The following is a 23,508-nucleotide window of genomic DNA, read 5'->3' as shown; positions in this document are numbered from 1 at the left end:
GGCACCGGCCGCGTACACCGATTTCCCCGTCGCGCCGGCCGCTTGCTGCGTCGTCGCATGGCACGCGACGGCACCGCGCATCCCGCTTGCCCGACCGCGCGCCGCCGCGCATGTCCGGGGTGTGCTATGACCGCCCGCGCGTGTTGCATCTGCTGCGGCTCGCCACTGCTGCCGGCGTGCCTGCGCTGCTCGCTGATCGCCTGCCGGCAAGCGCCGGGGCCCGAATCAGCGACGCCGACACCGCGCACGATTACGCCTGACGCGGTTCTCGTCGCTGCTGCGGTCCTAATCGCCTCAAGCTGGCTATGCGCTGCGCTTATGGTCGCCGTCGCGATATTGCATCGCTGACGAGCGCCGCCGGAAGTATCGAAGCCTGTTCGCGCGGGCTTTTTGTGGGCGCACAAAGACAAAAGCCACCTGCCTGGGAAGGCGCGCGGCGGCTTGAAGGTCGAGAAAGGAATGATGAGTTTCCATTGTGCAGTCACGATGGCATCCAAAATTCTCATGAATGAAACATTAACTCTGGAAATATTCATGAATCCGCCCGAATCGAGCGAATCGTTGCACGCTTGCAATCAATCGATCCTCTGTTGATCCTCGGTTTGCTCTTATTCGGGTAGATTGCATCGATCTATGTCGATAATCGGCGGGCTATTGTTCGTGCCAGTGTACTATAGTTTTATCATATTTGATCAATCGATCCGATAGACATCGTTGATCGATTGCCGGCACTCGATGTACACTCTGTCGCGCATATACAACGCTCCGGCCACGTGCCGGCCTTCCAACTCCCAGGTGCCCGGGCGAAAAAAAACCCGGTGAGCGCTAAGCGCCGTGCCGGGTTTAAAAATACCAAAATGATGAGTGATTCTAACGTAGTAGTCCTCAAAAAAGAATCTTTTTCTTCGTCCCTCGCGCGCACGAATCGCGATTCGGTCGTTTCCGCGATGCGCGTCGTGCACGGCGAAGTCGAACACTTCGAAGCGGACCTTCACACTTTCCTGACCCAACTCGTCGACCTTTGCGGCGCGAGCGGCGAAGTCTCCGTCGGCACGTGCGACGGCCCGTTCGAGCGCCCGCTGATCGAGATTACCGGCAAGCTGCCGCCGGCCGTTCGCACGCGTTTGCGCCGGGCCTTCGCGTGGTGGGAGCGTAAGCCGCGCGGCGGTGTTTGGTGGACGGAATGCTTCGCCGTTTGGCACACGAGTGCAGACGGACGCGGGCCGCGACACGAAGTCGCATCGCTTGGCGACATGATTGATCTGCTCTGCGCCCGCCGCGCCACGCTTGGGAGCGCAGCATGACCGTCGACGCTCAAATCCGCGATCGGGCAAAACACACAGACCTGGCGTCACTCGTTGAGAGATGCGGCATCAAGCTGACGAAGCAGGGCGCGAACCACGTCGGCCTGTGTCCGTTTCACAATGAGAACAGCCCCAGTTTCAACATTTTTCCAGACGGCGGCTACAAATGCTTTGGCTGCGGCGCTGGCGGTGGCGACGCTATCCAGTTCGTGCGCGAGTTCGAAGGCGTCGGCTTCCCCGAAGCTGTGCGCAAACTGGTCGGCAACTTGCCTGCGGACACCGCGCCGCGCGCGAAGCGCGACATCGAGCGCGAGGAGCCCGAGCAAGAATGGCTGCCGATGGCCGTGGTTCCCGATTCCGCGCCGCTTCCGATGGACACTCTCAATCGCAAAATCGACGGCAAGTGGCACAAGCTTGTCGCTTCGACTCGTTGGGAATACCACAACGCAGACGGCTCGCTGATCGGCTACGTCTATCGGTTCGACAAGCCGGGCGGCGGCAAAGAGGTTATGCCGCAGGTCTACTGCACGAATATGGTGTCCGGTAACGGCGAGATGGCTTGGCGCTGGATGTCGTTCCCAAAGCCGCGCCCGCTGTACGGGCTCGAGAAATTGGCGCGCAACCCGAAAGCACAGGTTCTCATTGTTGAGGGCGAAAAGGCTTGCGACGCTGCGCAGGCGCACTTCAAAGACGCTGGAATTCCAGAAGACAATCTGGTTGTCGTGTCGTGGCCGGGCGGCGGCAAGGCGGTTAAGCACGTTGACTGGTCGCCGCTGCGCGGTCGCCGCGTCGTGCTGTGGCCGGACGCGGACCTGAAGACCTATATCGACAAGCACCCCAAGGCCGGCGAACTGATGCCGTTCGAGGAGCAACCGGGCACGGTCGCGATGTTCGATGTTCTCGAAGCGGTCCGCGAGCACAGCGGCGAAGTGAAGTTCGTCACTCCGCCGGCAGATGTTCCAGACGGTTGGGATTTGGCTGACCCGTTCCCTGAAGGGTTCGACCTGAAGAAGCACGCGAAGACCGCGCGCGTGGTGCACGACACAGTAACCGTTGTGCTCGCCAAAACGGCTGACGTTCTCGCGCTCGCAGCGCGCGAATTCGGCGCGATCGATGATGGCGCGACGCTCAACGCCCCCGGCGTGGGCTCGCGTGGAACGTACTATTTCAAGTTCGACACGTATGGCGAGGATGTAGCGTCAAGCGTCGCGGCAGCGCGAAAGGCGCATCCGAAAGCGCACATCTACGTGATCGCCGAGCCGGGCGACGAGCAGGCGGCGCGTGACGCGGCGGATGCGCACGACGCGGAAGCTGAGATTCTCATCGAGCAGGCCGGCGGGCCGTTCGAAACGTGGGCGGCGTACTTCGAGGCCGCGCGTGCTGCGCGCGTCGCAACGCGGAATGCAATGTCGAAGACTGCGGATGCCGTGCGCGACGCTGCGCAAGTGGTCGAGCAGGCGAGCGCGGCGGTGAGCTCGTCGACTGTGAGCGACGCGGCGCGCGAGATTGGCGACGCCATTGCATGGCGACTGAGCAAGGCGCTCGGTGTCGACGAACGCGACGAGCGACTTGGCATTGACCTCGCGGCGATCGATCGAATGATTGGCGGCTCGTTTTGGTCCGGCGGCAAGAGCAAGCTTTTCATGCTCAATGAAGCGCAAACCCTTAATCAGTTCGTCGCCGGCGACGCGTACCGGTTTCTGACGCGCGCGTGCGGCTCGCCCGTCGACGCAAAAGCGGTCGCAGAGATGACCGAACAGTACGTTTCGGCGAACAACCTCGACAAAGCAGAGGAGAAAGAAGTCCGCCGCGCAACGGCCGCTGCGGCCGAGTCGGTGATTGTCGATCACCTGAAGTACCACAATCAGCGCGAAAAGGTCGAATGGCGTTGTGACATGTTCGCCAGCAACGCGCATATGCACCTGCGCGAGGACACCGCGCGCGTCGTGCTGATGCACAAGCCGTTCGAAGTGCGAGGCGGGTACGAGCAGGCGATCATCGACGACTACAAACAGCACTTCACGCGCTTCGATGAGTTCCTGAAATTCTTGGTGCAAAGCCGCTTCGCGCTCGATCGCAAGAAGTGTTACCTGTGGATATTGGCCGACAGCGATTGGGGTAAGGGCTTTCTGCTCGGCGTGCTGCGAGAGTTGCGCCTGACCGTCGAAACCTCGATGGCGGAAATTGAGGCAATGCTGGAGGGCAAGCCCGTGGGCCGCTCGCCGGAGGAATTCAAGCGCGCGTTCGCGCTGGTGGTCGACGAATTCAAGGTGGTGAAGTCCGAGCTAAAGAGCCTGCAATCCGAAATCTCGCTTAGCCCGAAAAATCAGTTGAGCTCCAGCGTCGAGGTGTTCGCAAAGATTTTCCTCTCTGCTGAAAGCGTCGCGAGCCTGGTGACTGAAAACGGCGTCGAGGATCAGTTCGCCAATCGCATGAGCATTTTTGCGGAGCGCGGGACGCTGGAAAGCCGGCCGCTTTACGAGGAGGTCGGCAACCCGCGTTACTTCGAAAGCGTGCTGAACTACACGGCCGAGACGTTGAATCGGCTTGTGGCTGAGATGCAGGCGTTCGGCCGGCTCGAATCGCAGGATGGCGCTCAACGCTGGATCAAGTCGTTTATCGCGGAACACGGGATCGACACGGTTTACGAGCGGTTTTCGGATTCGCTCCCCAACGTCGCGGCTGAAGTGCTGGCGTGGCTCTATGCGGAGTCTGGCCGCTTGCAAAACGATGCGGGTCACTTCTATCTGTCGAGCGCGAACAAGGTGCTCGACACGTACCTATACGAACATTTCGACGCGTCGGAGGTTCACGCGTACCGCCGCCGCAAGCCGGAGATTCTGCGCTTGCTCAGTGTGGACGGTAAGGGCGCACACACGCACCGTGTAGGCGGTGCTCCCCGAATGTGCGTAGTGGTGATGCCGCCGGGCAGCAGCGGCGTCGAGCTATCTGCCGCCAAGGCTGCCGTGCGCAGCGGAGTCAACGAGACGTTCTAACGCGCTCGACCGCCTGAACACTGACCCATGCCCGCCCAGTACGGGCTTTTTTGTGCCCGGCGCTGGGTGCAGGGGCGGTGGACGCCAGACGCTGCTCGCGTGTGTAATCAGCGTAATCACGCGTAATCGCGAGGTCGATTACATGCACAGCCTTATCCAGCAAGGCTTTGCGGGGAGTGTAATCATGTAATCGTCTTTCTCCTATTTATGGAATGAAAAAAATCAAAAGCACTAGGGTGAGGGTTGGTAGGGTACCCCTGCCCTATGTAATTTTTAGGCCCGGCAGTAGGCGGTTTTGGCGATTACATGATTACGACCTCTGAGAGCCTTGTCCGGTAAGGCTTTGCGCGTAATCGAGATATTTTTGATCAACGATTACAGCAATTACGGCGATTTCATATCGCCGAACCCCTGTCGGGGACCATCGGCGGGCAGTTTGTGGACCGGACATCGATCGGTGGCAAAATCCGCACATGACAAAAACGGACGGGGATATCCAATGCACGGGCAACACGCTCTCTTTCGGGCGCCGGCCAATGCGGGCGAGAGAATCTGGCGCTACATGGACTTCACTAAACTTGTATCCATGCTGCATACACAGTCGCTCTTTTTCTGTCGTGCAGACAAGCTATCGGACCCGTTCGAGGGTTCATACACGGCATCGACTATTCGCCGTTTCGAGGAGCGCGGCGAAGAGATAGCGCGCGAATTTGAGGACAATGCGCACTTCGTGAAGAACATGCGTGACGGTCTTGCGGCAATATCGGGGGTCAGACGGCAGGCGCGAGAACGGACGGCAACAAACTGTTGGCACCGAAATGAGCGCGACTCGGCTGCAATGTGGTCGCTATACCTGAAAAGCGATGAGGGAATTGCGGTGGCGTCCACGTATGCGCGTCTATGCGATTCTGTTCGAGAAAGCGAGAGTCAAGTGTTGATTGGCGTCGTTGAGTATATTGATTACGAAACCGAAAGCTTTCCCCATTTCGGGAATTTGTTCTCGCCGTATCTGCACAAACGCAAAAGCTTCGAACACGAAAAGGAATTGAGGGCCGTTGTTCAAGCGGATTCGACCGCTCATGGACGAGCAGTGGAGCCTTGGAATGAGGGTGGCGTGTCCATTCGGGTTGACTTGGACGCGCTAATCGAAGCGGTTTATATTGCGCCTTCTGCACCGGCGTGGTTTGCGGACGTTGTTGCTGCAACCATCGCTCGGTTCGGCCGAACATTTACGGTCGTGCAGTCTGATCTGTCCAAGGAACCTCTTTTCTGACCGCGTTGCGCGTTTGTATTGGTGCCGAGCGCTGTGTAACCGTAGGAGCGACGCATGTCTGCGTCGAGCCGTTCGATTCAAGCTGCGGATTCGTCAGACGGCGCTATCTCAAGCAGGTACCGCACCTTTGTGGACGACTGCATTCCTAGATCGCTTTAAATTTCGGAGGAGGGGAATGACGAAAAAGACCCACGACAGACAAGGTGAAAGTTGGCTTGACATGGTACTGGTAGGTGGTGGCTTTGCGCTCGGACTGGTACTGGCGGTGGCACTGGTACATACGCCTGGAACGTCGGAAGAATGGGCTTCGTGGGCAACTGCTGTTGGAACGATCGGTGCTGTTTTTGCCGCGCTGTATCTCGCAACGCGCGAAGATAGGCGTCGCCGCCGCGAAGCTCTGGCAGTGGCGAAACTCACGGCCTCAAGTTTAACTTTCAGACTTGCGATCGCTAATGGTGAAACGCAGAATATCTATAACCAGTTCTCAAGTATGGAAAGAAATGACGGCCCCCCGGGACGTTTTGAAGAGGCCGTTCGAAGACTGAGGTCTTTGGATATTGGCAGCCATGAGGATCGAATTGCGCTTATCCCTCTTCCAAACCGCTGCGCGTATAAGCTTGCTGGGGCGCATGATCGGCTGCATAGTTCGATCAAGATCCTTGAAGGAATGGCTGCTCAACCCGTTGCACTGAAAGATGAGTCGATTCGAAAGGAGTCTGCAAAAAGAGCAGCATTTGTGCTGCAAGAGCTTCCTCCTTTGCTTCATCAGATATCTCAACAATGCCAATTGATTTCAATGTCTCTAACGAATCATCGCTGGCCCCACGAGTTTAAAAATCCGGTCGGCGACGGTTCATGGGGTGAGTAGGGCTACATCGTCTGCTGAGGCGCAATCGAGTGCGGCTACCGTGCTGGCGATTGACGGGTGACCAGGTGGCGCTGAGCTCGTATTACGGCGCCAATGGCACTGCAAATCCTAGAATATTCCGGGTCGAGGCAGCGCGGCCGGATGACGTGCGATCCGAGCCGTTCCAACGGCAGCGCGTCGACAACCGAAGCGGGGAAATGCGAATGGATACTCCTGGCTACATACAAACCGCCGCTGCCGTAGTGCAGGCGATAGGATCGGTGTGGGCGATCAGGGCGGCGACGAATATCGCCTCCAGACAAGCTGATCGCGATCAACAGGCGCGCCGACAGAACCTTTGCGATCGGGTCGGTGTTGTTGAGGTCATGATCGCGGGTGCCGCGCGTGCAGCGCAAGAGTACTGGAACCATGTGAACATGCTGCCCATGGTTGGCCGAGTAAAAGTCCCCAATCCTGTCCAAGTTACTAACGTCAGGGTAGCTATGAATATCGTGAGCGTGATTCGCCCTGAACAAGCACCCACGGCGGAGACGGCAAGAGCGATTCTTATGGCACAAACGGCTGTATCCGACAGCGTGGGGTACATCTTCCTAGACGGCCATGGTTTCGAGGAAGACTGGTCACCGCGTTTGGTCGCGCTACGCGATACCCTCGGACGTGCCGCCGAATTGATGACGACCGAACTCCTAAGAGTGAAGGGTGCGGAGTAGTCAGTTTGCTTCACCCTGTCGGCGCCCGTCGGCGGCGTGCGCGCGGTTATCGAACCTTCCCGATCGGCCTGCGGTGATCTAAATTGAAATGGCTCGGCTGGAGCGCCGGGCGCTCGTCCATGCCCTGCACGATTCATGTGTGCGGGGTCTTTTCGTCCGCGCCATTTTGCGGGCTCGGTCAGCCGGAGTTCGCGATGCCACAACCACAACCGCATCCGGTCGAAACGCATATCCAGATAGTTTGGGCCTTCGTGAGGCTCGTCATGCTCAAGCGGGTATTGCACGAGGTGCTGCCGAATACGCGCGTGGACTTCTGGCGCATCATGCAGGGAGCCTCACTTGACTACGGACTGATCGAGTGGTGCAAAGTGTTCGGTAACTACCATGATGACACGCACTGGACGAAGCTCGTGCCGAGCAACAGGCATGATGACTTTCGGAAAGGGCTACATGCTGCCGTGGGCAGGAGCGCGGACGAGTGGGACGCCTATCACACAGAAATGAAAGAGTATCGGGATCAGTTGGCGGCACACCATGACCTCACCGCTACGCTGGATAACTTCCCTTCGTTTGATGCGGCGCTCGAAGCGGCGTACTTCTACTACGCGGATTTCCTGTATCCGACGTGGGTTGCCGATCATCCGAACACGCGATACCCGGCCGACATGAAAGCGTTTGCGGTAGGCTATCGCGATGATCTGTTGAAGATTGGCAACGTGGCTGCGCAGGCGACGAAGCAATTCGAGTCCTAACAGGCCGATCACGCGGCCCTGCCGTCGACCGCTCCGGCGCGTCAATCCCCGCTCGTCCTGACATAAATGACATCGGCATTGCTACGGGGACGATAGCGCTCATGGTAGGCAGCGATTTCCCAGTCTGTCTCACTCAAAAGTTTCCCATACGTGTCATCTATCTGGTGCCCGTCCTCTCGGTCCATGATGTTGAGGTTGCTAGGTATTCCCATTGGGGAATTGAGTTGCACATAGATGTGCACAGCGGCGGTGAGCTGCAGGCGGTCAAGAACCTCGCGCATGCATATCCCAGCGATTAGCGCGATAGGCGACTGCTGGTGCGCCTGTTCGATAGCGCTTGCGACCTCTGGTAGTCGCAGTTCGTTGACGAACTCGCCGCGCTGACGGTTGAGGTACGGATCGAGATCTATCGCAGGGCATTTCAGCCGGCCCGCGAGTTTCTTCATTAGCGTCGTCTTTCCGACTGAAGTGCAACCGTCGAAGGCTATGAGCCCGTGACCGATGGTTCGTACGATCGATTCGAGGTCCGTCGCGTTGCGCATTTCGCGTAAATCACCGTTTTTCATTTTAACCATCGTCGCTGAACTCTCGCAGCCTGCAGATATCTCGCATGCTCTCTGCCGTCACATGACACGGGTGATGCACGTCCGGCCTAGCAGCGTTCTTTGTGCTGGCGTGTGCTATGCGAACGGCCACATTCTCAAATGCAAACGCATCTGTACTTGAGAACACGAGCCTGAATTCATCCTGCCGAGCGTAGTTTTTCGGTTTCGCGATGGCGATTTGATCTGGCAGTGCCCAACGTGGGTTTGCTGGTTTAGACTCGTCGTAATAGTCGACCCGCCAACCAATTTTTGTCTTACCTGGGGCGCCCGGGAACGTTGTTGCTGCTGGCAATGCCGCTGTGACTCGAGAGCAGAACGCCGGAACGTCGAGAATTTCGACGCAAGCCACTGCTTTGAATTCTCGGCGTAATTCGTCCGTGAGCGATCTGCTCAGGCAGCAGACGAAAATCTCGTCCTGTTTGGCGGATGATTCGAACGCGTGATCTGGAAGGCGAAATGTCGTACCCTGAGTGATATTGTTGATCAGCAGGCCCCCATTCGGTCGATAGGCGGCCGTTCCTTCCCTCTCATCGCCACGAACGTTGTTGTCTTCGTAGTCTCGAAAGTATGCCAGCGTGCGAAACAGGAGCTTTCCATCAAGGAACGCCTCCGCCCATTGTCGTTTATCGAAATACTTGTACAGACGCCCCATCGTCCCGATCCTGTCAGACAGCGCTAGGTGCTCGCGACGTTATCGCGCGCGGCCGTGACGGGCAATATGCAAACGTGCTTCGCGCGCTGGGTTTCAGTGACCATAGATCACAACCAGTTCGCGCATCAGCGGACCTTGGACCGCCTGAATGAATTCCTTGGGAAACGGGATATAGACGAGCCCCTGAATGTTGGTCGGAACGTTTACGCCTTCCTCGTGTAGCAGAACAACGCGCGCGAGGCCGTACTTGCCTTGGAAGTATCCGATTTCGTGCATGACGTTCTCTCGCGCGCGGATCTGGCCGCTTGCATCGGTGTCGTCGCCGGTCATGACGATAACGGCAGAGTCGCACTGGTCGGCTGCCTCAGCCAGCTTTCCCAGAACGGTCAATCCTTTGTTCGGTTCCTGCGCGAGTTCGAGCGTCGCGATTTTCAGGTCGCGCTCGATGAACGCCTGCACCTCGTACCAGTCTTTCGCACGCCCGTGGCTGATGAAGACTTTGCGCGGCGCTTCGGCGGCAGGCGCGGCTAGTTCGCTGTTCGCGCGAATCTCTAGCGCTTGGTCTATGTGCCGGGCAAGGCGATCAAGCTGGGCGCGGTAGTAGTAATTGGGAATAGCAACCCCGTTGGCATGCGTTTTTATTTCGCACGCAGGCTCTTCTTTTATGGCCGGGAAGTCCCCATACAAGTCCGGTAGTGCTTCCCGTAGGTCTTCAATCACATTTGCTGCTCCAACGAAGTACGCTGCCACATCCCTCTGCGAGAATTGTTGGATTGGCAACCTTCTTGCATTGTTTGCCTCTAGCATCCTCTCGATAGCCTTCTTGAGCCCGGCGATCTTCGCCATTGTTGCCGTTACCGATGCCACGATTTCTCCCCGGATAGCCTGTCCCGAACGTCGGTCGCTGCGGTGTATGCGTAATGATTCCGTCGCGCGCGGCGGACGCCGAAAGTATATCGGTGCCTATCAAATTCGATCAACGCGGTCGCGTGTCCGCCAGCGCTTCGGCGAATTCGACCACGCGGGTGCGATCCTTCGCGCGCAGCCGGCCGAGCGCGAGCAACAGCCGCGCGGTGGTGTCGTCGTCGGCGTAAAGGTACGCGGCAGGCACACCGAGCGCATCGGCGAGTAGCGCGGCAATCTCGTGTGCGGGCGCGCGGTCGCCGGTTTCATAGCGGCTGATGCGCGTCGCTGCCGCCGTCTCGTCGACGCCGATGCGAACGCCCACCGCTTGGCCGGACAGGCCCGCGCGCAGTCGCGCTTCTCTCAATCGCTTTCCGAAATTGGACATGGAACCCCTCGCTTTGAACGGCGATGGTCCCGATGGCGTGTGGTCACGTCCTTACCGATTTGGTAATATTGAATTTGATCAAGTATAGGTAGGGCACAACAATATGGCGGGGTTCTGGCTTGACGCGGGCGTTATCGTGGTCGCGGGGGTGGGGGCGGCATTCGCAATCGCGCTGGCGGCAATAGTGGTGATGGACTCGATCGACGCGCGGCGTGAGCGCGGAACGCGTGGCGGCGACGGATTTTGGTCGTAGGCGGGCGGGGGATGGCCGGCCCAGAGGGCGGCCTTAAACAAGCCGCATGTAATGGTGAATTGCGCACTCCGCCTTTACTGGTGGGTGTGTCGTCGTCGTGACCCGATACTGCATGCATTACATCACATGCGCATGCCATGCCCCGCGAAGTCCATCCACAGCGAGCCGAAGCCCTTATGGCGATCCGCGAACACGTCGCGCGCCTCGGCACGGTCGACGGCCAGCGGGCCGCTCGAAAGCTCTTTCCAGACGTTGCAAAGCCGACGTGGGACGGCTGGTGCCGACTGGTGCGGCTCGATGCCGGGCCGCGCGGTGACCTGGCGGAGACGGCGTTCGCCAGCGCGGCCGGTGCCGGCATACCCGCGCACACGCCGTCGATCCCGCTCGTCGCGATGCGGTCGTTCGGCTTCGATCAGCGTATCGCGATGATGGACGCAGGCGCCGCCGCGTTGTTCGACGCCGCGTGGCCGGTCGATCCGGCAACCGGCCGGCGTTCGCGCGTGAAAAATCCCATGCTGCTCAAGTACGCAATGGCCGCGATGGCGTCGACATCTGCCGTCGTCGTGCGTTATGAGGAGGCGGCATGGAATACGGAGCGCGTGCGCGATCAATACCAGGAAATCGGGCGCGTGCTCGGCGACGTGCTGGCGGAGGCCGAAGACAAGGAACTGGCGGGCCGGCTCATAGCGAAACTGAGGGAGGCCGACGAGCGATTCCGCAACCGCGAACGCTACATGTTTAATCGCACTGAGACAGAGGATGCAAATTGAGCGGCGACTTGAATGGACTGGTGGCCGAAGGGCTTGCAACGATGGAGGCGGACGCCACGCTGCTGGAATCCGCCGGCCACACGAAGCTGGCGCAGCGCATGCGGCGCGATATTGCGAGCTTGCGCAAGCGTGTAGACGCACAAAATGGCCGGCGAGCCTCATTTGATGAGAGCGCGCGCGGCATGCTGCGCGAAATGGTCGACGACATTGAGCGACGGCTTGCAGAGTAGCGTTGCGTGTGGCCTGACCAGCGCTTGCCGGCCGCTCTCTGGAGCTATCCGTGATCGACGCTGACAGGGTGCAGATTCGATCGACGCGGCGGGTCACGTGGTTCCGTGCGCATCCCGGTGTATATCATCAACCCCAGTAACGGCAACGACGTGTCGTTGTGCTGCACGAACTGGAAATCGCGCTTAGAGGGCGGTTTGTGCGGCGCGGGATCAAGCGATATAAGGCTTTCCAGAGGCCAGAGATTGTAGGTAACCGAAACGGCATCTACAAGTGAAGCTTCCCCGTATTCGCTGCGCCGCGTTTTCTTAACGTAGTTCGTGAAAAAAAATTTAAAAGGGTTTAGGATGATTTTCGAGGGGAGTGCAAACGATCCTCGAAAAAATCGGCCCGCCGTCTGTCTCGAAAACTTGCAGGCGGGCCGTTCGTCAACCTTCGTTTAGAGAACAAAGATGATTCACTACTACGTCGTTCTGTCATGGCTGTACGCCATGATGGCGGTTCTGTACGCCTTCGCTGCTTTCGACCCTCACTGAAGTCGAGGCAGGTGTTTAGACAGCTAAACCGATGGTTCAAATCTAACACCGTAACGCGGCTTGTCAATATAAACCTGCGGTTGTATGCGGCTTTTTAAGCTGCAGGGGTATTGCTCGTCCGGCGTTTGGTGAAGCCGTATCTCCGGCGGGATAATGTATGTCCGCCGGCCTAATCACGCCTGTTGAAATCGTGGACAGATAGCATCCATGCGCATGAGTAAATTACTGCCTGAGCCAGAACGCAAGCGCCGCCACTTGTTGACGAGGCAACAGACGTGGAATCCATACCCGGCTTTCCTCTATAAATATAGGACCGGAAACGAGATATTTCTGGATCGGCTGATTGTGCACAACGAGCTCTACTTTGCAAGCCGCGACCAGTTCAATGATCCGTTCGACGCCCGTTGTCACATGCTGTATGAGGGTACCGGTGCTCAGAAGCGAGCGCGGTTTCAAAAGCTGATGAAGGACAACCATGCCTCGCTAAAACAGCGCGAAGCGTTGGCAAGAGTATTCTTTGACCCCTTGGAAGCGGCGAAGCATGCGCAATTGAGCTTTGATCAGGTTGCTGATCGTATCGGCATCTATTCGTTTACGGAGAACCCGCGAAGCCTTCTCATGTGGGCTCACTATGCGAACGAGCACAAAGGTATCTGTTTGCAGTTCTATTTACCTAGCGACCCAGCGTTCGTAGAGGTATTCCCGGTCCGATACTCGGACAATCTGCTCACTGTCAACTGGGTGACCGACACCCTCAAAGATGAATGGGCCGTACAGCCTTTTCTAACGAAGTCGCGTGAATGGTTGTATGAGGAGGAGTGGCGGGCGTTCGAGCGGAATCGTGCGGGAGTTTCGATGACGATTCGCCCCCAAGCCCTAGTCGGGGTGATTTACGGTGCAAGGTGCGAGGCCGATACGATCGATCGTGTGCGCGGCCTCATTGCAACGCGGGTGGAGGCTGGTCATCCGCCGTTGTACGAATGGCAGGCGAAGCTTTCGTCGAAGCATTTTGGTACGGGCATCTTCACGGCTGATGGTCCGCTACCGCGTGATTGGAAGGGGCGGCCAAGTACGCATGTAAAGAGCGTCGCGGCGCGCTCGAAGGATGGACGAGCGCCGTAGAAAATCCTGAGTCCAGAACTGCTATGCATCGTCTGGCAGCCGCCGCAAAATAATATGAGTCTCGCCGGTGTCCGCCATCTTGTGGAACTCCGTTGCGAACTTCATGCCGTGGATGGCTTGCGGGGCGAAAGATGCCACTTGCGAGATTACGTCTTTAGTATTTGCTTGCCGATACTCGGTCGTGTTTAAGAGAGGCACCTTAGTTTCCGTAACGCTAAGTTCGCCATTGAAGACGATTGCGCTTATCCGCATTGGGCCGCTCGCGCACTCCACAATGTAGTGGTCGTCGGGGAGATAGGTCGCATGCAAACCTAGTCGCTTGGGTGTACCCGGACTGAGCGAATCAAAAATACCGTCGACACCGTTGACTGCACCTGCGAACGCGGTCGCAGGAGTTACGACTTCACCAGTCTTCGATGACTTCAGGAATGGATCGTTGCCTGAAACGCCGGACAGGAAGCGGAGCAGTTCTTGCTGTCTCTCCTCTGGCTCCGAGTCGTCAATGAGTAGCGCGGCATGGAGTAGATTCGCTGTGCGCCCGACCTGCGTAACATGATCGATGACGAGCCAGTCTTTAAAGTGTTCTGGTTCCAAAGCCTTTACTTCACGAATTTCAATACCCTGAGCAATCGCGAACTCCACGGCGCCGACTGCGAATCCGGTCGTCGATACCGCCGTCACCTTGTTGAAGCCGAATCGCATACGCCTTCCCAGCAATTGTTCTATCCAGGCGGCGGACGCCGGTCCGCTAGTTGGACGATCGCGGCATTCGATCAGCCAAGTAATTGCCGTTGAGCCGACTTTTCCCCGGACTTCGACGTCGAACTCGGCGATTTGCACCCCCTCGTCGTTAAATACCCGGGAGTTTGTCTTTACCTCAAACCCCTCGGGAAGCAACGTTTCCTCTACGAACGCGACGAGCGCTTCCAAACTTTTGCCGTCGGATGCCATTGTGTCTTCCCCGCACATAGTGGTTCGACAAGCATACATCTACTTCCCCGAGTGGAATTGACGCGCGGAACGCGGTCTGCCGTGCAGGCTTTTCGTTCCGGGCGCCAGTCGAGCGCCGCGCCGCACGATTGCGCGCGCAACGAGTTTGCGCGTGCCGGTGCTTCCCTCGAAATGGTCGTGACGGTCTCATGGTGGGTGACGCTAGTTACCTTGGATTATCAGCGAAGGTATCAGCGTAGTTACCTACGAAACTCAATTCCTTGGGACCGCTGCAATGACGACTCACACCGAAAATTTCGACGCGCAACGCGCTCTCCTCAACGACGAACTGACCGCGATTGCGCTTGCTGGCGGCAACACGAGCAAGACGCGCGAAAAGCTCGCTGCGCTCGACAAACGCGAACAGGCCGCGCAGGAAGCCGAACAGGCGTCAGCACAGGCCGCTGCTGACGAGCAACGTAGGCAATTCGAGATGGAAGCCGTCCGCGCCGCTTCGGAACTGGCGACGGCTGCGCTGCTGCGCTTGACCGACGCAGGGTTCGAAGTCGGCGAGAACGACGCCAAAAATCTTGCGCTGGCGGCGCACGACGTTGTGCGCTTCGATGCGGACATCGCCGAAGTGAAAACCGCACGCCACGCTGCTTATCAGGCGGCAATGAATATCGCGACGCGCATCGACCTCTTGAACGCTCGCGCCAACGCGCTTCAACAGCTTCGCTTGACCGATCAGGCGGTTCCGCGCGACGCCGCCGAATCGGAAACCATCCGCGCTGATTTGATGGTGCTGAACGCGGCCTACGGGCATGCCGATGCTGCTGCGCAGGCGGTCACTGTCCCCGCGCATATGATCGAAAACCGCCCGCGCGCGCTGCAGAAAATGCAGGCGCTCGAAATCGAAATCCGTAAGCGCATTGTGTGGGAACGCGCGCGCGCTGCCGAGCTCGCCTACATGGACGCCATTCGCGCGGTGTGCGCGGAATCGGGCTCGCGCGGGCCGGCGGGTCTGTATATGCGCTCGACGGAATTCGATCGGTTCCTGCGCACGAATCAACTGTGAACGAGGCACGGCATGCCGAAACCATTCAACAAAACGGATAACCCGGGCTTGCCGTTCCCGCCGCGCCGGAGCCCGAACCCGGCCGGGCGCCCGCCATCGATCGACCGCGCGCGGCGCGACGTGGCGCTTGAGCTCGCGAAGCACGGCGGCACGCTGACGCGCCTCGCGGTGCAGCGAGCACTTGCCGGCGACGCGCAGTGCCTCGCCGCATGCATGGCGCTACTCGCCGCGACTGCCGAATCGCGTGCGACTGCTGAAAAGTCTTCGCCCTGAGAAGGGCTCTACCCGCGCCTTTACTGGCGCTTTGCCCGGCGCGAATTAGACCGCGCGCTGGGCTTTTTTCCCGCTCGTGCTCGCAGTGCAGTTGCGGCGCTCATGTCGTGAAAACAGCATTGAAACCATCGCGCGACAGCGCACACACGAGACTGAAAAAATGGATGCCTTCCAACACCTTGTAGAAGACCTGAAAGCCGCGCAACGCAAGCAAGGCGCGCGGGCTGTTTTCTTTAAAGCCATGCCCGCGCGGCCCGGCGACGTGCTGCACGCGCACCGCGTCGCGAAGGGTGCGGCGGACGATCAGCGGCTTGCGGCCGCAGCGCTCGATACTGTGAAGCGTGGCGCGCGCGGCAGGGGACAGGACTTTGGAGCGATCTACGCGCCGGTCATTTCGATTCGCGAACTGATCGATGCCGATCACCGCCGCGCTTTGCGACCTGGCGACATGCAGCGCGCCAGCAGGGCGATGGAAATGGAATTGCCCGTGCCCGCTGACATTGTGGCGCGCGTCAAGGGCACGGCAAAGTGAAGACGATCCGCTTGAAGCGCGACGGCGTGACGGTGCGGGTGAGCGTCGCGCCGTCGACGCTGATTGTCGATGCGCAATGCGGCTGGTTCGCGGAGCCTATGACGGAGTACCGCGAGCACGGCGGCGCGCTTGCCGGCGTCGATAGGCCGGAGCAAACGCCGCTTGCGAAGGCGCTGATTGCCGCTGCTGTCGATCGCGCGATGCGTCGGCCGGCGCGCAGCGCGTTTGATCGGCTGTGTGACGAGTTGCACGCGGAGCGGCAAGCCCGCCAGTGCGCCGGAAAGCCATTGCGCATGGCTCTCGCGCCGCGCCGCTCACGTGCCGCACGGCGCATCATTTTCTTTAAGGGTGTGTAATGCCTGACGTAAAAATTGGAGTGTCCGCGCAACTGAATGCGCAAGACCTCGACGCGCAGCTTGACGCGCTCAAGCAAAAGATTAATGGCGTTGGGCAGGCTATCGCGCAGGCGAACCGCGTCCAGTTCCAGCCTATCGCAAAGGCGACGGCGCAGGATCTTGAGCGCGTCACGAAGCAATTCGAAGCGCTCAAACGGGGTGCGCCTAACATCCGCGACGCGATCGCCAAGAGCGGGCAGGGTGACCGCCAATTCTTTGACCTCGACTGGTCGAAGATCATCGGCAACTCCATTGCGCGCGAGGCGGCGCGATTCGGTGCGTTTGCCAAGGTTACAGCCGGTACTGGCGCGTCGTTCGCGCAGCCCGCACCGGCAACGCCGTATCCGTCGCAGTCGAGCGCACCCGGGGGCAATAGCGGCGCGCCCGCATCGCGCAGTGGCGGCGGCGGTCGGCATGGTGGCAGCGGTGGATATCGGCCAGGCTCCCCTGGCGGCTCATGGGGCGGCTGGCGCGGCTTCGGCCGGCAAACACTCGGCGGCGTCGTGCGGGCTGGCGGTGGCGCTGCAGGCGCCGCCGTTACTGACGCAATGGAGGCAGGCGGCGCGGCTTTTGCCGCAGGCGGCCTTGGTCCAGCCGGCCTGATCGTGGGCGGTGTGCTCGCGGCGAAGGCTGCGGCGGCGGCTGCTGCTGCCGTGCGCGCGAAGATTGGCGACGCGCAACAGGAGGACATCGGTTACGACACTTTGAAGCGCACTTTGGGCGATACCAATGTGAGCTTCGAGGCGCTGAAAGACGGGTTGCGCGCTGCTGCCGGGTCTATCGGTGTCACGTTCAACGAATCGGAAAAGCTCGGCCAGTCGTTCGCGAAGCTCGGCAACGTGTCGGAGAAGAATTACACCGAGCTCGCGCAAGAAGTGCAATTCGGCGGCGGCCTCGCGCGAAGCTTCGGACTCGAGCCTTCGCAGATGGTCGGTTTCATGGGGAGCATGCGCGGCCTAGGGATCACGCACAACGTGCAGGATTCCGAGCGGCTCGGCATGATCATCGGCAGCACCATCGCGAAATCAGGCGCTTTTTCGCAGGCTGACCGCGTGCTTCAGGCGATTGGGAGCTACGCCGAACAGCAAACGCGCCTCGGGCTGACCGCTGCGAACGTTTCGGGCTATGGCGGCGCGCTTGCTGGCTTGGTTAGCTCCGGCGTTCCCGGGCTCGACGTGGCCGGCGCAGCGAGCATCCTCGACCGCGCGAACAGCGCGATTGCGAACGGCGGCAGCGCGGGCGCGGCTGGGCAGAATTTTCTTTACGCGGCGCTCGGTCAGCGGCTCGACCTTGATCCAATTCAAACGCGTCTCCTCCAGGAGCAAGGCGCGTTCGGGACGGGCGCTAAAGAATTCGGGGCTGGCTCACTGTTCTCGAAATGGGCAGGCGACAACGGCGTGACGGTGCCGCGCATGGCGGCGGGCTCGACGAGCACCAACCTGTCGATGATCATGAGCCAACTGCGACGGAACTACGCGGGCGGCGGGGTCATGTCGGAGTTGCGCGTCAACGCCGAATCGAACCTGCTACACCTGAACAATTCGCAGGCGATGGCGCTCGACTTTATGTATGGTCGCGGAGGCCCGCAGAACGTTGACAGCACGCTTCAGCGACTTCAGCGCCTTGGAATCTCGCTGAATTCAGTCAACGCGACCGGCATTAGCCGGCTGGCGCAAATCGACGCGAGTGGCGACCTGACGCCTGCGCAGAAAGACGCTCAGTTCCGGGCGGTGGCGTCGCAAGCGCAGGAAAAGACGCCAGGGAGCGACGTTCGAGACAGCATCGTGGGCGTGCAAAACGCGCTGCAAGGCTACGCGGATAAGGCCGTGCCGCTGCTGTCGACCTCGGCGGATGCGTTGCTGGCGCTCGTCGGTAAGCAAGCCGGCGGCATGATGACGCCCGCTCAACTGCACGATGCCGTGCTCGCGGGCCAGCGCAAGACGATCAACGACAAGGCCGACGACGCTATCTCGAAGGCGCGCGGCCAACTGACGGCCGCGAGCGCGGTCGATGACTTCGGCCGGCCGATTGATCCGAAGGGGCAACAGGCCGCGTATGACAACTTGCAGGCCGTGACGAAAGCCGCGAACGACGAGCGCACCGCTGGGCTCGACGCGATCGCGGCCGATGACTACGCGAGCCGCGCGCGGCCGGGATCGGTGCCGACCGGCATTGCGGGACTGCAGGCGAACAAGGAACTGCGGGATTTCCTCGGCGAGACGGACAGCATGCTGCATCTGACGCCCGGCACGTCCGCCGCGATCGGCATGCAGGAAAGCGGTCTGACGCCGTGGTCTGTCGGAACGCGGAACCCGAATGGGACAGTTGACCTCGGCGAGTTCCAAATCAATTCCGCGAACCTCGAAAAGCTCATGCCCGCGTTCCGCAAACTGTACGGGCGCGACCCGGATTGGCAAGACCCGCTCGACTCCGCGCGGCTCGAACGAATGGTGCTCCAACAGGGCGGCAAGGGATCGGAGGCACATGTGCTTGGCGCCTACAACGCGGGCCCGAAGAACGCCGACGGCGCGCAAGGGCAGGCGTATGCGGATTCCGTTCTGAACAGGTACCTGCCGTCGATTCAGGCGAGCGGTTTGTACGACTTCAAGATGCCGAGCGACGCGGCTACCTCTCCGAATCCGCAACCGCAGCAGCACGTTTTCACGGGTGAATTCACTTTGAACTATCCGAACGGTAAGCCTGCGGCTGCGCCTATCGCCGTTAGCAAGCAGGTCGGTCCGCCGCAGCCTGCGGGTACGAACTGAGCGGCGGCGAACGGCGCATAGAGACGTGCGGCGCGTCGAGATGGCGCGTCGCCACTCGTGTCGTGACAGTTCAATCGAGTCTTCGCCACTTGACTCGATTGGACAATGGACGCCCCTATCGCCTATTTCGAGTACGCCGACCTGCTTCCCGGCGTTCGACATTTCACCTGCGAGCGCATGCGCGCGTGCCTGTCGATCGACGCGTGCGCGCGGAACTGGCGCGAGGCGAACATGCGCGGCGCGTGCCCTGGCGGCATGGCGCAAGCGCTGGAGGATGGAGGCAAGTCGCGCATCGCGTGCGCGCGCTGTCCGCTTGGTGCGGCGCATGCCGGCGCTGACGAGTCGAAGTTGCATCCACTTCGCGGCAAGCTCGTGTGCGCGCGCTGTCTCAAGTCCGCGTCGCGGCTGATCAAAAAACACCTGTGCGTCTCGTGCCAAAATCGCGAGTATGAGTACCTGCGAGGCTTCAACCGGAAAGGCACGAAGCCGATCACGCATCCGCCGCTATCGGCTCACACGGTCGAATATCTGGCGGACGACGAAGTACGCGAACGGACGATCGAGCACGCGGTAAGCCGCGATGAAGTCGTTGTCGCGATTCTGCGCGACGAGCACGACGCGGTGGAGTTCTTCGAGGATGCTGATACTGCTTTCGCCGCGCGCGTCGATGAACTTTGCGCGCAGGCATGGCGCGCGCCGACTGTCCGGCGTTGGTGGGGGCGGCAGGGTGAGGCGGTGGCCTAACTAAATTCCCGCGAGTCGCGTTCGTCGACCATACAGCACAAATCGTCGACAACGCGATCGTCCTATGCCGTCGAGCAGAGGAGGCAACGATGTCCATCGCAAAAACAAAATCTACCACGTATTAGGTAGTGATCTTCACATCTATCCGCACCGCTGAAGACAATGGATATGGAAATATGGCCGACGCGATGGCTGACGCAGTAGCGGAACAATCGGGATTTTTGGGAGTTGAGTCGGTACGGGACGAGCTGGGAACTACGGTTTTCTATTCGACCGATGCTGGGCGAACAATGAACACAATGAGTGCCTGTTTTTGCAACGCAGGAAATGGTTCTTGGGGACGTTCATGCGACGCGCATTCGACCGTCGGCCATGAGGCGACGCTCGCTCGGAGTTGACATATGGTGGGAACTCACAGTGTTTCGGTCATTCACCCCATTTCATACCGGCTACAAGTGCAGAATAGCGCCAACGAGCGCTGCCGCGTGTGCATTGAATGCGTCGCAGGTGACCTGATCGCCGCCGAACTTGTCCGTTGCAACTTCACCCCGCCGACCTTCCCGACATACCGCGACCGACGCCAATTGGAAATCAGATTCGGCCGGGCAACTTGTGAGACAGGGCAGCGCGGAATTTTTCCGCGATTTTACGAAATCCTTCGGGAGTTGGATGTAATTCATTCGCCCATTCGTTCGGCGCAAGCGTCCCTTGCGTATCAACGAATATTGCGTTGGATGTGGTCGCGCAAAATGCCAAGAGACGCTTCTTAAATTCTATAAGTATTTGCCGGACGATATCCGAGCCATCGGCTAATTTTGTCCATCCCCTGTCATTGAGAGATGGTTTCAACCAGGGCCCAAACGAACATACGCCTACGCCATTTGGTATCGCAAAGTCATAGGCATGAACCAACAGCAAAGCTTGGGGGGCGAAATTTTGTCGAATTTGTGCGAGGTCGGCATATGCCGCCAATACAACACCAAGGACGTCAGAGAGCAACTCGTGGTTCACGCCACCGCGCGGATCCCCGTGTGCTACGTTAGCATCTCGTAGCCAGAAGCGAAACTGATCACCAATAAGATCGTCCCCGCCGCCTGAGAACATTATGAAATCGATCGGTCCATTCCTCGGGTCCTTGAGTGCTGCAATCAGGCGATTCCTTTTGGTGACACCCAGCAGGGCGGTGGTTGCATCTCCGGCGTAGGCCAGCTTGAGAATGATCGGACGGGGGGTGCCGATATCTCTCAAGCTATCCCGGACGTCTGTTGGGTCCGGCAGTGGCAATGGGTAATCGAACCATGAATCGCCATCAGCTAAACCAATCAGAGGTTTCGCACCCCCCGGAAGTTGTCGGGTTGCACGGGCCACTTCTTCTTGATGTTCAGCCTCGCGCCGAGCCATTTCCTCTTGGATTGCCTGTTGATTCCCGGTGATGATATCGACTTCTGTCTTCATTAATTTTCCTCAATATGCGAATGTCATTACTTGATCGCCCGAAACATCGGCGGGATTCGACTACGAGCAATTGAACCTTATAGATCAGTCATATGACGGATTTCAGAGACAGGCTGAGTGTAGGTTTATTTCAGCAGAATAGACGCTTTGAACAAGAGCGCACTGAGGAATACGCTAACAAAATTCACGAGTTGTACGTGCGCTGTCGTACAGATTTAGAATCCACCGTTCATGCGACTTTCACTACATTGATGTGTCGCGAAAATTCAATACGTGATTACGGAATTAGGGCGGTCGTTGCGGTAGTGTGAGTCCGTCTGTTCGGCCCGGACGATTCTTGCCCTTCGAGCGCGTCTCATGAATGAACAGGCGTGCTTGCAGTCTTGTGGCGCGAACGCATGGCCGAGATTGGCTTGTCGTATGGCGGTCACGGTGCGCGGCTGCGGCGTGGACACCACCACGACGAACGGGTGTCGCGCGGGGGCGGGGCGTCTGAGCTGCGGGAGTGATAAGGCATAATGGCGCGTGCAACCTTTGCCAGAGGCTATGCCATGACCGCGACCCCGCCGCAGACCAAGAATCTGTATCTAAATGGCATTTATATCGGCGATGTCCCAGCCACAGGAGACAATAGGAAAGACGCCGAAGTCGCCCATGCCTACATCAAAAACAAGGGACTTGGCCGCGAAGTAACCTTAGTGCAACGCATGTTCGGACAAGCGTGTTCCTTCGCGAACACAGCCGCCTATCTTTACAGGAACGATCTTGCGCGAGCACCGCGTAACGGGTTGAGCATGGCGCCGTTCGTCGTGAACATGGCTTTCTCGATCGAGGTCTACTTGAAAACGCTCGGGCAAATTCACGGGGCTACGCTGAGGGGACACGAGTTACTGAAGCTTTTCGACGCACTACCGGTCGGAGCCCAGCCGGCGATAGGAGGCGCGACCCGCAAGGTGGCAGAGCACTCGTCGGAGAAATATCCGGCAGTCCGCGATTGCATCGCGGAACTCAACGGAGCGTTTGTCGAGTGGCGATATCTGTACGAGAAGCCGGACAGTAACGAGGTCAAGATTCAGCACGCGATATTTGTGGGCGGGGTGCTGCATGAGGCGTGTGTGGTGTCCGACCAAGTCTGACGGAAACTGTTGTTTTTGTGCGTCGCTGGCAAGGGGAGCAAAAGGTGGGGTACATGTCGGGGTAGTCCGGCGCGTGGCTGGATACATGTCGCTCTAGGCCTTATCGGGTGCGGTTCTCCGCTCCCCGTCTCTCCGCCAGGATCGAATGAGAAAGGCTCCGCATTGCGGAGCCTTTTGCTTTTGGGAAATTCAATTCCCTCGCATAGCATGTCGCCCATCACTGTCTCTTGATATACGCGTGCCGATAAACAATCGACCAAACCGTCAACCCCGCATACGCCGCGTATCCGACATAAGCCGAGACCCGCTGACCGTCTTCACCCGCAATACCGCTGACCACCCACAGTCGGGCAATGTTTTCGCAAACAAGCCCCGCACCCCAGACAGCAGTCATCAACCGGATGGATCGCGCAAGCGCCGGACGGCTATGCCACATCGTGTCGAATTCAAACTCACGTCCCTGCCGCTCGCGCGACAACGTCGAGCGTGCGAGGTAGAACACGAGCGGTCGATGCAACAGAAGCGAGAGCAGAAAGAACAAGCCGACAATGCCGCTCACCAGCGGCTCGCGTGCTGCGCGTAACCATCCGCCGACACCGGATGCGAATATCAGCAATGACATGGCAATGCTTGCCAGCACCAACGCGCTTAACGCATCGAAATGCCGGAACTGCACGAAGTCGATCGCCATCCATACAAGCAGCGGAATCGACGAAGCGAGCAACGCGCTCACCAGTCCGACGTGCGGAAGCGCAATGCGATAAGCCGCCGCCGGCAAGACGACATTGACGGCGATCGCCAACGTATAACGAACAGAGGGAATCATCGTGACCCCCTGTT

Annotated in this window: 24 protein-coding genes; 16 read left to right on the top strand and 8 right to left on the bottom strand. The window is 59.2% G+C overall.

Annotated elements, in window-relative coordinates; all coding sequences use genetic code 11:
* The first annotated feature begins 86 nt into the window (after positions 1 to 86).
* Positions 87 to 260 (top strand): hypothetical protein, encoded by a 174-nt coding sequence (locus HV675_RS08260; protein WP_175110392.1) that lies wholly within the window; start codon positions 87 to 89, stop codon positions 258 to 260.
* Between the two features lie 432 nt (positions 261 to 692).
* Here HV675_RS08260 and HV675_RS08255 read toward each other — a convergent pair whose 3' ends face one another.
* A complete protein-coding gene (locus HV675_RS08255) occupies positions 693 to 1,202 on the bottom strand; it encodes a hypothetical protein (protein ID WP_175110391.1) in 510 nt (169 codons plus the stop codon).
* Positions 1,203 to 1,300: 98 nt separating this feature from the next.
* On the opposite strand from HV675_RS08255, the gene HV675_RS08250 reads away from it, so the two are divergent.
* From HV675_RS08250 to HV675_RS08230, 5 genes are all read left to right on the top strand, one after another.
* Positions 1,301 to 4,300: a CHC2 zinc finger domain-containing protein gene (locus HV675_RS08250; protein ID WP_175110390.1), complete on the top strand. Its 3,000-nt coding sequence runs from the start codon at positions 1,301 to 1,303 to the stop codon at positions 4,298 to 4,300.
* 364 nt (positions 4,301 to 4,664) lie between these two features.
* Entirely contained in the window at positions 4,665 to 5,573 is a 909-nt protein-coding gene (locus tag HV675_RS08245; RefSeq protein ID WP_175110389.1) for a hypothetical protein, read from the top strand.
* Between the two features lie 175 nt (positions 5,574 to 5,748).
* Positions 5,749 to 6,441 (top strand): hypothetical protein, encoded by a 693-nt coding sequence (locus HV675_RS08240; protein ID WP_175110388.1) that lies wholly within the window; start codon positions 5,749 to 5,751, stop codon positions 6,439 to 6,441.
* A 203-nt stretch (positions 6,442 to 6,644) separates the two neighbouring features.
* On the top strand, positions 6,645 to 7,151 hold the full coding sequence (locus HV675_RS08235; RefSeq protein WP_175110387.1) for a hypothetical protein: 507 nt from the start codon (positions 6,645 to 6,647) through the stop codon (positions 7,149 to 7,151).
* An 83-nt stretch (positions 7,152 to 7,234) separates the two neighbouring features.
* A complete protein-coding gene (locus tag HV675_RS08230) occupies positions 7,235 to 7,903 on the top strand; it encodes a hypothetical protein (RefSeq protein ID WP_175110386.1) in 669 nt (222 codons plus the stop codon).
* A 41-nt stretch (positions 7,904 to 7,944) separates the two neighbouring features.
* On the opposite strand, the gene HV675_RS08225 is transcribed toward HV675_RS08230, so the two are convergent.
* From HV675_RS08225 to HV675_RS08210, 4 genes are all read right to left on the bottom strand, one after another.
* Positions 7,945 to 8,469: a hypothetical protein gene (locus HV675_RS08225; RefSeq protein WP_175110385.1), complete on the bottom strand. Its 525-nt coding sequence runs from the start codon at positions 8,467 to 8,469 to the stop codon at positions 7,945 to 7,947.
* A gap of 1 nt (position 8,470) precedes the next feature.
* Positions 8,471 to 9,160 carry a hypothetical protein gene (locus HV675_RS08220; protein WP_175110384.1) on the bottom strand — a complete coding sequence of 230 codons (690 nt, stop codon included), beginning with the start codon at positions 9,158 to 9,160 and terminating at the stop codon, positions 8,471 to 8,473.
* 93 nt (positions 9,161 to 9,253) lie between these two features.
* Complete coding sequence (locus HV675_RS08215; RefSeq protein ID WP_246270150.1) at positions 9,254 to 10,027, bottom strand: TIR domain-containing protein; 774 nt, start codon at positions 10,025 to 10,027, stop codon at positions 9,254 to 9,256.
* A 109-nt stretch (positions 10,028 to 10,136) separates the two neighbouring features.
* Positions 10,137 to 10,451, bottom strand: a complete 315-nt coding sequence (locus HV675_RS08210; RefSeq protein ID WP_175110383.1) for a helix-turn-helix domain-containing protein — start codon at positions 10,449 to 10,451, stop codon at positions 10,137 to 10,139.
* 429 nt (positions 10,452 to 10,880) lie between these two features.
* Here HV675_RS08210 and HV675_RS08205 point away from each other — a divergent pair, with 429 nt between their 5' ends.
* The 3 genes from HV675_RS08205 to HV675_RS08195 all read left to right on the top strand — a co-directional run bounded on the left by HV675_RS08205 (position 10,881) and on the right by HV675_RS08195 (position 13,360).
* Positions 10,881 to 11,474: a hypothetical protein gene (locus HV675_RS08205; protein ID WP_175110382.1), complete on the top strand. Its 594-nt coding sequence runs from the start codon at positions 10,881 to 10,883 to the stop codon at positions 11,472 to 11,474.
* Positions 11,471 to 11,704, top strand: coding sequence for a hypothetical protein (locus HV675_RS08200; RefSeq protein WP_175110381.1), 234 nt, complete (start codon positions 11,471 to 11,473; stop codon positions 11,702 to 11,704). Before HV675_RS08205 ends, HV675_RS08200 begins: the two co-directional genes overlap by 4 nt.
* A gap of 747 nt (positions 11,705 to 12,451) precedes the next feature.
* Positions 12,452 to 13,360 carry a DUF2971 domain-containing protein gene (locus tag HV675_RS08195; RefSeq protein ID WP_175110380.1) on the top strand — a complete coding sequence of 303 codons (909 nt, stop codon included), beginning with the start codon at positions 12,452 to 12,454 and terminating at the stop codon, positions 13,358 to 13,360.
* A 21-nt stretch (positions 13,361 to 13,381) separates the two neighbouring features.
* Here HV675_RS08195 and HV675_RS08190 read toward each other — a convergent pair whose 3' ends face one another.
* Positions 13,382 to 14,311: a hypothetical protein gene (locus HV675_RS08190; RefSeq protein WP_175110379.1), complete on the bottom strand. Its 930-nt coding sequence runs from the start codon at positions 14,309 to 14,311 to the stop codon at positions 13,382 to 13,384.
* Between the two features lie 274 nt (positions 14,312 to 14,585).
* On the opposite strand from HV675_RS08190, the gene HV675_RS08185 reads away from it, so the two are divergent.
* The 6 genes from HV675_RS08185 to HV675_RS08160 all read left to right on the top strand — a co-directional run bounded on the left by HV675_RS08185 (position 14,586) and on the right by HV675_RS08160 (position 20,077).
* A complete protein-coding gene (locus HV675_RS08185; protein ID WP_175110378.1) occupies positions 14,586 to 15,368 on the top strand; it encodes a hypothetical protein in 783 nt (260 codons plus the stop codon).
* A gap of 12 nt (positions 15,369 to 15,380) precedes the next feature.
* Complete coding sequence (locus HV675_RS08180; protein WP_175110377.1) at positions 15,381 to 15,641, top strand: hypothetical protein; 261 nt, start codon at positions 15,381 to 15,383, stop codon at positions 15,639 to 15,641.
* A 76-nt stretch (positions 15,642 to 15,717) separates the two neighbouring features.
* Positions 15,718 to 16,173, top strand: coding sequence for a hypothetical protein (locus tag HV675_RS08175; RefSeq protein ID WP_175110376.1), 456 nt, complete (start codon positions 15,718 to 15,720; stop codon positions 16,171 to 16,173).
* Positions 16,170 to 16,529 carry a hypothetical protein gene (locus HV675_RS08170; protein ID WP_175110375.1) on the top strand — a complete coding sequence of 120 codons (360 nt, stop codon included), beginning with the start codon at positions 16,170 to 16,172 and terminating at the stop codon, positions 16,527 to 16,529. Before HV675_RS08175 ends, HV675_RS08170 begins: the two co-directional genes overlap by 4 nt.
* On the top strand, positions 16,529 to 19,333 hold the full coding sequence (locus tag HV675_RS08165; RefSeq protein ID WP_175110374.1) for a transglycosylase SLT domain-containing protein: 2,805 nt from the start codon (positions 16,529 to 16,531) through the stop codon (positions 19,331 to 19,333). The genes HV675_RS08170 and HV675_RS08165 overlap by 1 nt, the downstream gene beginning before the upstream one ends.
* Before the next feature lie 105 nt (positions 19,334 to 19,438).
* Positions 19,439 to 20,077 (top strand): hypothetical protein, encoded by a 639-nt coding sequence (locus HV675_RS08160; protein WP_175110373.1) that lies wholly within the window; start codon positions 19,439 to 19,441, stop codon positions 20,075 to 20,077.
* Positions 20,078 to 20,668: 591 nt separating this feature from the next.
* On the opposite strand, the gene HV675_RS08155 is transcribed toward HV675_RS08160, so the two are convergent.
* A complete protein-coding gene (locus HV675_RS08155; protein ID WP_175110372.1) occupies positions 20,669 to 21,532 on the bottom strand; it encodes an SGNH/GDSL hydrolase family protein in 864 nt (287 codons plus the stop codon).
* 551 nt (positions 21,533 to 22,083) lie between these two features.
* Here HV675_RS08155 and HV675_RS08150 point away from each other — a divergent pair.
* On the top strand, positions 22,084 to 22,668 hold the full coding sequence (locus HV675_RS08150) for a hypothetical protein (protein WP_175110371.1): 585 nt from the start codon (positions 22,084 to 22,086) through the stop codon (positions 22,666 to 22,668).
* A 217-nt stretch (positions 22,669 to 22,885) separates the two neighbouring features.
* Here HV675_RS08150 and HV675_RS08145 read toward each other — a convergent pair whose 3' ends face one another.
* Positions 22,886 to 23,494 carry a VC0807 family protein gene (locus tag HV675_RS08145; protein WP_175110370.1) on the bottom strand — a complete coding sequence of 203 codons (609 nt, stop codon included), beginning with the start codon at positions 23,492 to 23,494 and terminating at the stop codon, positions 22,886 to 22,888.
* Positions 23,495 to 23,508 lie beyond the last annotated feature (14 nt).

Origin of the sequence: Paraburkholderia solisilvae (assembly GCF_902859875.1) — a bacterium.
Taxonomy (GTDB): Bacteria; Pseudomonadota; Gammaproteobacteria; order Burkholderiales; family Burkholderiaceae; genus Paraburkholderia; species Paraburkholderia solisilvae.
This window is presented reverse-complemented; position numbering and strand designations above follow the sequence as displayed.

What these genes read in the sequence shown, in the direction of transcription:
- HV675_RS08250 (WP_175110390.1), top strand. Translation starts at nt 1,301, where the DNA reads ATGACCGTCGACGCTCAAATCCGCGATCGGGCAAAACACACAGACCTG.
- HV675_RS08240 (WP_175110388.1), top strand. Translation starts at nt 5,749, where the DNA reads ATGACGAAAAAGACCCACGACAGACAAGGTGAAAGTTGGCTTGACATG.
- HV675_RS08235 (WP_175110387.1), top strand. Translation starts at nt 6,645, where the DNA reads ATGGATACTCCTGGCTACATACAAACCGCCGCTGCCGTAGTGCAGGCG.
- HV675_RS08225 (WP_175110385.1), bottom strand. Translation starts at nt 8,469, where the DNA reads ATGAAAAACGGTGATTTACGCGAAATGCGCAACGCGACGGACCTCGAA.
- HV675_RS08220 (WP_175110384.1), bottom strand. Translation starts at nt 9,160, where the DNA reads ATGGGGCGTCTGTACAAGTATTTCGATAAACGACAATGGGCGGAGGCG.
- HV675_RS08210 (WP_175110383.1), bottom strand. Translation starts at nt 10,451, where the DNA reads ATGTCCAATTTCGGAAAGCGATTGAGAGAAGCGCGACTGCGCGCGGGC.
- HV675_RS08205 (WP_175110382.1), top strand. Translation starts at nt 10,881, where the DNA reads ATGGCGATCCGCGAACACGTCGCGCGCCTCGGCACGGTCGACGGCCAG.
- HV675_RS08195 (WP_175110380.1), top strand. Translation starts at nt 12,452, where the DNA reads ATGAGTAAATTACTGCCTGAGCCAGAACGCAAGCGCCGCCACTTGTTG.
- HV675_RS08190 (WP_175110379.1), bottom strand. Translation starts at nt 14,311, where the DNA reads ATGGCATCCGACGGCAAAAGTTTGGAAGCGCTCGTCGCGTTCGTAGAG.
- HV675_RS08185 (WP_175110378.1), top strand. Translation starts at nt 14,586, where the DNA reads ATGACGACTCACACCGAAAATTTCGACGCGCAACGCGCTCTCCTCAAC.
- HV675_RS08180 (WP_175110377.1), top strand. Translation starts at nt 15,381, where the DNA reads ATGCCGAAACCATTCAACAAAACGGATAACCCGGGCTTGCCGTTCCCG.
- HV675_RS08165 (WP_175110374.1), top strand. Translation starts at nt 16,529, where the DNA reads ATGCCTGACGTAAAAATTGGAGTGTCCGCGCAACTGAATGCGCAAGAC.
- HV675_RS08160 (WP_175110373.1), top strand. Translation starts at nt 19,439, where the DNA reads ATGGACGCCCCTATCGCCTATTTCGAGTACGCCGACCTGCTTCCCGGC.
- HV675_RS08155 (WP_175110372.1), bottom strand. Translation starts at nt 21,532, where the DNA reads ATGAAGACAGAAGTCGATATCATCACCGGGAATCAACAGGCAATCCAA.
- HV675_RS08150 (WP_175110371.1), top strand. Translation starts at nt 22,084, where the DNA reads ATGACCGCGACCCCGCCGCAGACCAAGAATCTGTATCTAAATGGCATT.
- HV675_RS08145 (WP_175110370.1), bottom strand. Translation starts at nt 23,494, where the DNA reads ATGATTCCCTCTGTTCGTTATACGTTGGCGATCGCCGTCAATGTCGTC.